The sequence below is a fragment of the Mesorhizobium sp. M0030 genome (assembly GCF_040323695.1).
Taxonomy (GTDB): Bacteria; Pseudomonadota; Alphaproteobacteria; order Rhizobiales; family Rhizobiaceae; genus Mesorhizobium.
Genome location: NZ_JAMYVE010000029.1, coordinates 20151 through 27503 on the forward strand (window position 1 = coordinate 20151; position 7353 = coordinate 27503).

Annotated in this window: 6 protein-coding genes; 5 read left to right on the plus strand and 1 reads right to left on the minus strand. The window is 65.2% G+C overall.

Annotated features, from left to right (window positions below; genetic code table 11):
* Positions 1–8 precede the first annotated feature (8 nt).
* The 5 genes from NKJ80_RS30780 to NKJ80_RS30800 all read left to right on the plus strand — a co-directional run bounded on the left by NKJ80_RS30780 (position 9) and on the right by NKJ80_RS30800 (position 5088).
* Positions 9–1040 carry a Gfo/Idh/MocA family protein gene (locus NKJ80_RS30780; RefSeq protein ID WP_023733059.1) on the plus strand — a complete coding sequence of 344 codons (1032 nt, stop codon included), beginning with the start codon at positions 9–11 and terminating at the stop codon, positions 1038–1040.
* Entirely contained in the window at positions 1037–1945 is a 909-nt protein-coding gene (locus NKJ80_RS30785; protein ID WP_023832879.1) for a sugar phosphate isomerase/epimerase family protein, read from the plus strand. Before NKJ80_RS30780 ends, NKJ80_RS30785 begins: the two co-directional genes overlap by 4 nt.
* A gap of 115 nt (positions 1946–2060) precedes the next feature.
* Positions 2061–3074, plus strand: coding sequence for a substrate-binding domain-containing protein (locus NKJ80_RS30790; protein ID WP_352498927.1), 1014 nt, complete (start codon positions 2061–2063; stop codon positions 3072–3074).
* A gap of 179 nt (positions 3075–3253) precedes the next feature.
* Positions 3254–4051 carry an ATP-binding cassette domain-containing protein gene (locus tag NKJ80_RS30795; protein ID WP_023668308.1) on the plus strand — a complete coding sequence of 266 codons (798 nt, stop codon included), beginning with the start codon at positions 3254–3256 and terminating at the stop codon, positions 4049–4051.
* The gene (locus tag NKJ80_RS30800) at positions 4048–5088 is read left to right on the plus strand and encodes an ABC transporter permease (RefSeq protein WP_023746907.1); all 1041 of its coding nucleotides are present in this window, start codon (positions 4048–4050) and stop codon (positions 5086–5088) included. The genes NKJ80_RS30795 and NKJ80_RS30800 overlap by 4 nt, the downstream gene beginning before the upstream one ends.
* Before the next feature lie 318 nt (positions 5089–5406).
* Here the strand turns inward: NKJ80_RS30800 and NKJ80_RS30805 are convergent, their stop codons facing one another.
* Positions 5407–7113 (minus strand): ATP-dependent helicase, encoded by a 1707-nt coding sequence (locus tag NKJ80_RS30805; protein WP_352498928.1) that lies wholly within the window; start codon positions 7111–7113, stop codon positions 5407–5409.
* Positions 7114–7353 lie beyond the last annotated feature (240 nt).

Here is a 7353-nt window from a genome sequence, read left to right on the forward strand (position 1 = left end):
AATGCCGGATGATGAATGCCGTCCTCGTCGGCTGTGGTGCGATGAGCAAGGCCTGGCTCGATGCCGCGAGGCAGATCGACGGGCTGGCCATTGTCGGACTTGTCGATCTCGACGCCGAACGGGCGAAGGCGAGGGCGCACGAATACGGGCTCGACGGCGCGGTCATCGGCACTAGCCTCGACGCGGTGCTCGACCAGACCAGGCCCGACGCGGTGTTCGATGTCGTGGTTCCAGCCGCCCGGCGTGACGTCGCCTTTGCCGCCTTTGCCCATAATTGCCATCTGCTGACGGAAAAGCCGCTGGCCGATACTCCGGAAAATGCGCGCGCCATCGTCGATGCGGCGCGTAACGCGGGGCGCGTCCATGCGGTCGTGCAGAACCGCCGCTACGTCGCCAATGTCCGGCGCATCAGGCGCTTTCTCGACTCCGGCGCCATCGGCAAGCCAACCAGCATCCATGCCGATTTCTTCGTCGCGCCGCATTTCGGCGGCTTTCGCGAGGAGATGGCCCATGTGCTCTTGCTCGACATGGCGATCCACACATTCGACGCCGCCCGCTACATGGTCGCAGGCGATCCCGCCGGCGTCTTTTGCCAGGAATGGGAGCCGGCCAATTCCTGGTACCGGCAGGGATCGTCGGCCAGCGCTATCTTCGATCTCGGCGGCGGCAAGGTGTTCACCTATGCAGGCTCTTGGTGCGCGGCGGGCTTCCGCACCAGCTGGGAGAGCACGTGGCGCATCGTCGCCGAGCACGGCAGCCTGGTCTGGGACGGCGAGGACGGACTGAAGGCCGAGGTTGTGTTGTCGGTCCGCGACGGCCTGTTCGACCTGACCCAGCCCATCACAGTACCGCCGCTCGATTCCGCCGACCGCGTCGGCGGTCATCTCGGCATCATCAAGGATTTCATCCACGCCATCGAGACCGGCAGCGAGCCGGAAACGCGTGGCAGCGACAACATCAAAAGCCTGGCCATGGTTTTTGGCGCCATCGAAAGCGCCGAGACCGGACGGCGCGTCGCAATCACACAGGAAGCATCATGATGCCAAACCCGCTTCTCGACATCCGGATCGGCACCATGGTGCGGGCCAATCTCGAAGACCCGGCCGCCTACATCAAAGAGATTCTGCCGCTCGGCTTCGAGAGCATCCAGCCCTTCTTCTGGCAGACGCTGGGCGGCAAGGATTTGGCGCGGCTCGCCGGTGAGATTGGCGAGGCGATCGGCGATGCCGATGTCGCCGTGTCGTCGATCGGCGTGTTCGGCAATCCGCTGGAGGATGGCGAGGTCGATCGCGGCGTGCTCGCGGCCTGGGAAACCGTCATCGACAATGCGCATCTGTTCGGCGCTTCGATCGTCAGCGGCTTCACCGGACGTCTGCGTGGCAAGAAGCTGACAGACAGCCTGCCGCGCTTCCGTGAGGTTTGGGGTCCGCTGGCCAGGCGCGCCGCAGACAAGGGCGTGCGCATTGCCTTCGAAAATTGCGCCATGGATGGCAACTGGGCGGCCGGCGACTGGAACATCGCCCACAATCCCGATGCCTGGGAGTTGATGTTCAACGAATTGCCCGACGACAATCTCGGCCTCGAATGGGAGCCCTGCCACCAGCTTGTCTACCTCATCGACCCGATGCCGCAGATCCGCAAATGGGCGCCGCGCATTTTCCATGTCCACGGCAAGGACGCGACGGTGCGCTGGGATGTGATCCGCGAGCACGGCGTGTTCGGCAAGCTGCCCTTCGTGCAGATGCGCACGCCCGGGTTTGGCGACAGCGACTGGACGCGGGTGATCAGCGAATTGCGGCTGGCCGGTTACAAGGGCGCCATCGACATCGAGGGCTGGCACGACCCGGTCTATCGCGGCGACCTCGAAATCACAGGCCAGGTGCGCGGGCTGGAATACCTCAAGCAATGCCGGGGAGGAGCGACCTACCTGCCGAACCCGGCGTGACCGAGGGCCGGTGGGAGGAGCCGGCCTGACAGATTGCCAAGCACTGCCGACAAGCACTGCCGACAGGCGAACGACGAACCCCTCGGCTCACCGAGGACAAAAGGGAGGAACGTGCATGAGCATCGCAATGAGAACGACACTTCTGCGCTCGACCGTCGTGGCCGCCGCCACGGCGCTGTGCGCTGCCATCTCCACTCTGCCGGCGCAGGCGCTCGACGCCCAGTGGTGCAAGGATGTCCACATCCGCTTTTTCGTCGGCGGCGCCGAGGGCGACGCTTTCGGCACCATCGTCTATAATGGCGCCAAGCAGGCGGCGTCCGATCTCGGACCCAAGGTCGACTACATCTTCTCGCAGTGGGACGTCGAGAAGATGGTTCAGCAATTGCGCGAGGCCGTCGCCGTGAAGCCCAACGGCATTGCCATGATGGGCCATCCCGGCGACGCCGCGATCATGCCGCTGGCCGAACAGGCGCACAAGGACGGCATCAAGATGATGTACCAGAACGTGCCGGTGCCGACGGTGGTGGCTGCGTTCGGCGGCGGCTATGTCGGCGCCCAGCAGGAGCAGCAGGGCCGCGCGCTCGGCGTCGAGGCGTTCAAGCTCGGCAAGCTCAAGTCCGGCGACAAGGCGATCATGATCGGCCCGTTCGAGAACGAGGCGCGCGGTGCGCGCGAGCGCGGCACGGTGGCAGCACTCAAGGAAGCCGGTGTCGAGGTCATCCAGCTGTCGTCGCCGCCGAGCGGCGAGTGGGCGTCCGACCCCAATCTGGCGATACCGGTGATCACCGCGGCCCTGCTCAACAATCCCGATGTGAAGGCGGTCGGCTATCCCGGCGGCCAGATGCTCGGCAATGTCGCCACCTATATGCAGGCGGCGGGACGCAAGCCCGGCGACATCTTCAATTTCGGCTTCGACACCAGCCCGCAGATCGTCGAGGCGTTCAAGGGCGGCTGGGTGCAACTGACGGCCGATCAGCAGCCGTTTCTGCAAGGCTATCTGCCGATCCTCAGCCTTTGCCAGCAGGTGGTGCTGGGCCTGGCGCCGATGAATGTCGACACCGGTGCCGGTTTCGTCACGCCGCAGAATTACGAGATCGTCGCCGAGCTCGCCAAGCAGGCGCTGCGCTGACCTCCCAAGCTGCCGGCTGGGCCAAGCCCGGCCGGCAGGACCGCTGGCGAGAATGCCGGCAAGCGAGAGCATTTGACCGTTTCAAGGAAACGGCGAACCGCTCTATCTCTTTGTTCTTACGCAATTCCGGACGAAAAACCGCGTACATTTTTACTGGAATTGCTCAAGCGAGGATCGCCATGGCCGAACGCATCATCGAACTGCGCGACATCAGCAAATCCTACGGCCAGGTCTATGCGCTGGGCGGGGTCAATCTCTCGGTCGACCGCGGCGAGGTGGTCGGCCTGATCGGTGACAATGGCGCCGGCAAATCGACGCTGATCAAGATCCTGTCCGGCGTCGTCAAGCCGACCAGCGGCGAGATCCTGGTGCGCGGCAAGCCGGTGACCGGCTGGAGTGCGGCGCGCTCGCGCGACGCCGGCATCGAGACGGTGTTCCAGGACCGGGCGCTGGCCGTGCAGCAGACCATTGTGCGCAACATCTTCATGGGCCGCGAACTCACCGGCTTCATGGGCTTCCTGAAGGTCAATAAAGAGATAGAGGAGGCGAGCCGGCTGATGCGCGAGATCGGCTTCACCTCGAAGGTGTTCACGCCGCACTCGATCGTCGGCCAGCTCTCGGGCGGCGAGCGCCAGGGCGTGGCGATCGCGCGCGCCATCTACAAGCAGGCCGAGCTGATCATCCTCGACGAGCCGACGACGGCGCTGTCGCTGACCGAGACCGCCAAGGTCTTCCATTTCGTGCGCCAGGTGCGGGCGAGCGGGCGCTCGATCCTCTTCATCGGCCACAACATCCATCACGTCTTCGACATCGCCGACCGCTTCGTGGTGATTGACCGCGGCAAGGTTGCGTTGACCGCCGATCGCACCGAGGTCAAGTCGGCCGAAGAGCTGATCAACTTCATGGAAGACGTTGCGCATCCCGGCGGATTGCCGGGGCTGCACGAGGCCGGCGACGCGGAGAGGGCAGCACGATGAGCAAGACCATGGAACCCGATCTGCAGAGCCCTCTCGGCGGCAAGGCAGCCCGACCCGAGTGGAAGCACCCGTCCGACCATTGGCTGCGCGGTTTCGTCATCGACAACCGCGCAGCGCTCGGCACGCTCGCCGTGTTCATCATCATGATGGCGGCGTTCCTGATCGCCAACCCGACCGTGTTCACCACCTGGTATCTCTACAGATCCGTGCTGACCACGCTGCCGGTTGCGCTGTTCGTGGTGGTGCCGCTGGTCTTCGTCGTCACTTGCGGCGAGATCGACCTGTCGTTCCCCGCAACCATGGGCTTTGCCTCCTGGGTGTTCGCGCTGGTGGTGCAGGCCGGCTATGATCCGTTCCTCGGCATTGCTGCCGCACTCATCACCGGCACGCTGCTCGGCTTCCTCGTCGGATCACTGGTCGTTTATGGCGGGCTGTCGTCGCTGATCGCCACGCTCGGGATGAATTTCCTGCTGCGTGGGCTGATCCAGATCATCAACGAGGGCAGGTCGACGGCGCTGACCGGTCTCAGCGACAGCTGGGCGTACACCATCTTCTCCGGTCAGGTGTGGGGTTTTCCGGTACAGGTCTTCTGGGCACTCGCCTTCGTCATTTTGTCGGCAATGCTCTACAACCGGCACCGCTTCGGCGCGCAGGTGAGGGTGGTCGGCGACAACCCCGACAGCGCCCAGCAGATGGGCATCGACGTCAAGCGCGTGCGGGTGAAAGTGTTCATCTTCACCGGCATCGGCGCGGCGATCGCCGGCACGTTTTCGGTGATGATCAACTTCACCTGGTGGCCGACCGCGGGCGACGGCTATCTCTTGCCGGTGCTGGCTTCGGTGTTCGTGGGCGGCACGCCGACCTGGGGCGGCATCGGCACGGTTGCCGGCGGCGCCATCGGCGCGGTCACCGTGTCGTTCATCCAGACCGGCGTCGTGGCGGCGGGCTTGAGCGGCTTCTACGTCCAGTTCTTCAACGGCCTGATCATCATCCTGTCGCTGTTGGGGCACAAGTGGAACCAGGCGCGGTACAGGTGAGGGGCGGGCTAAATTGACGGGGACGCTCATGTTGCGGACCGCATGCCCCGACGACTGGGCAGACGCCCGTCGCTTCGTCATTCTAGGGCGGAGCAGGAGCGAAGCTCCGTCGCGTAGACCCTGGAATCCATTCCGCGACCTTGGAGTGCAGCTGCGCAGGATTCCGCACCGTGGCAACGCGTTGAAGACGCGGGATGGATCCTCGGGTCTACGCTGCGTCGCTACGCTCCTTGCTCCGCCCGTGGATGACGAGGCGGGGAGGGCTCCGCCAGACTACAACAATGTGGTCGCTTGTAGGACAACAGGACAAGCGGGCGCTCACACCGCCGCGACGAACCCGTCCAGCACGCGTTTCTGGCCGGCCTTGTCGAAGTCGATGGTCAGCTTGTTGCCTTCGATGTTGGAGATGTTGCCGTTGCCGAATTTCTGGTGGAAGACGCGGTCGCCGACGCTGAAGGGCGACGGCGTGTCGGCGACGGATTTGGCGACCAGTTCGCCGTCAATGGTGCGGCCTTTGACGCTGGTTCGGCCGGCGCCGTAGCCGGAGTCGGTCTCGCCATAGCCGATGCGCTCGACCTGGTGGCCGGAGCGCGAACCCCAGTTGCGGTCGGTCGCTTCGGTGCGGTTGGCCTGGGCGCGCTGCCAGCCCGGCGTGGCATAGGTGTTGGAAAAGGCGCCGGATTTTTCCGCGCCGACATTGTCGAAGCGCGAGGCGCCGTAGGGGTTCTGCCGTCCTGCGCCCTGGCCGCCACGGCCGGACGCGAACGAACCGCCGCCATAGGTATTGCCGTAGCCGCCATAGGAGTTGCCGCTTTCGGCGACCTCGACATGGGCTTCCGGCAGTTCGTCCAGGAAGCGCGACGGGATGGTCGATTGCCACAGGCCGTGGATGCGGCGGTTGGAGACGAACCACAAATGCAGGTTCTTCTTGGCCCGGGTCAGGCCGACATAGGCGAGACGGCGCTCTTCCTCCAGGCCGGAGCGGCCGCCTTCGTCCAGCGCGCGCTGGTGCGGAAACAGGCCTTCCTCCCAGCCGGGGAGGAACACGGTCTCGAATTCGAGGCCCTTGGCCGAATGCAGCGTCATGATGTTGACGGCGTCAAGCTCGGCGTTCTGCTCGGCGTCCATGACCAGCGCGACATGCTCGAGGAAGGAGCGCAGCGATTCATACTCCTCCATCGAGCGGATCAGCTCTTTCAGGTTTTCCAGCCGGCCCGGCGCCTCGACTGAACGGTCGTTCTTCCACATGTCGGTGTAGCCGCTCTCCTCCAGAATGGTCTCGGCGAGCTCGGTGTGTGGCGTGGTTTCCAGCGCCTTCTGCCAGCGCTCGAAATTGGCCGCCACTTCGCGCAAGGCCGCGCGCGGCTTGGGCTTCAATTCATCGCTTTCGGCGAGCTTGGAGGCTGCCTCCAGCATCGGGATGCGCAACGCACGCGCCGTGTCGTGGATCTGGCGGATGGTGGCTTCACCCAGGCCGCGCTTGGGGACATTGACGATGCGCTCGAAGGCGAGGTCGTCGGCGCCCTGCGCGACGACGCGGAAGAAGGCCAGCGCATCGCGGATTTCCATGCGCTCATAGAAGCGCGGGCCGCCGATGACGCGGTAGTTGAGGCCGAGCGTGACGAAGCGATCCTCGAATTCGCGCATCTGGAAGGAGGCGCGGACCAGGATGGCCATATCATTGAGCTTGTGCTTGGCACGCTGGTAGGTCTCGATGGTCTCGCCGACGGCGCGCGCCTCCTCCTCGGAATCCCAGGCGGCGTGGACATGCACCTTCTCGTCGTCCTCGGCGACCTTCTCGGTGAACAGCGTCTTGCCGAAGCGGCCCTCATTGTGGGCGATGAGGTGCGAGGCAGTGCCGAGGATGTGCGCGGTCGAGCGATAATTGCGCTCCAGACGGATGATGGTGGCGCCGGGAAAATCCTTGTCGAAGCGCAGGATGTTGTCGACCTCGGCGCCACGCCAGCCATAGATCGATTGGTCGTCGTCGCCGACGCAGCAGATGTTGACTTTGTTTTCGCTCACGGGCCGTTCCGCGCCTGCCGGCGCGGGCCCTCGCAACGGCTCGGACGCCCGGTCGGGCATGCGGCCTTTGGCCGAGCGCGCTTTACCCTCCCCTGGATGGGGAGGGTCGCCGCGAAGCGGCGGGGAGGGGTGACTGGCGCCGGCGCTGCCCCCCCCACACGCGGCGCCCCGCCCCGGCCCCCCCCCCCCCCCCGGGGGGGGGGGGGTTTTTTGGGGCCCCCCGCCCCCCCCGAGGTTGTG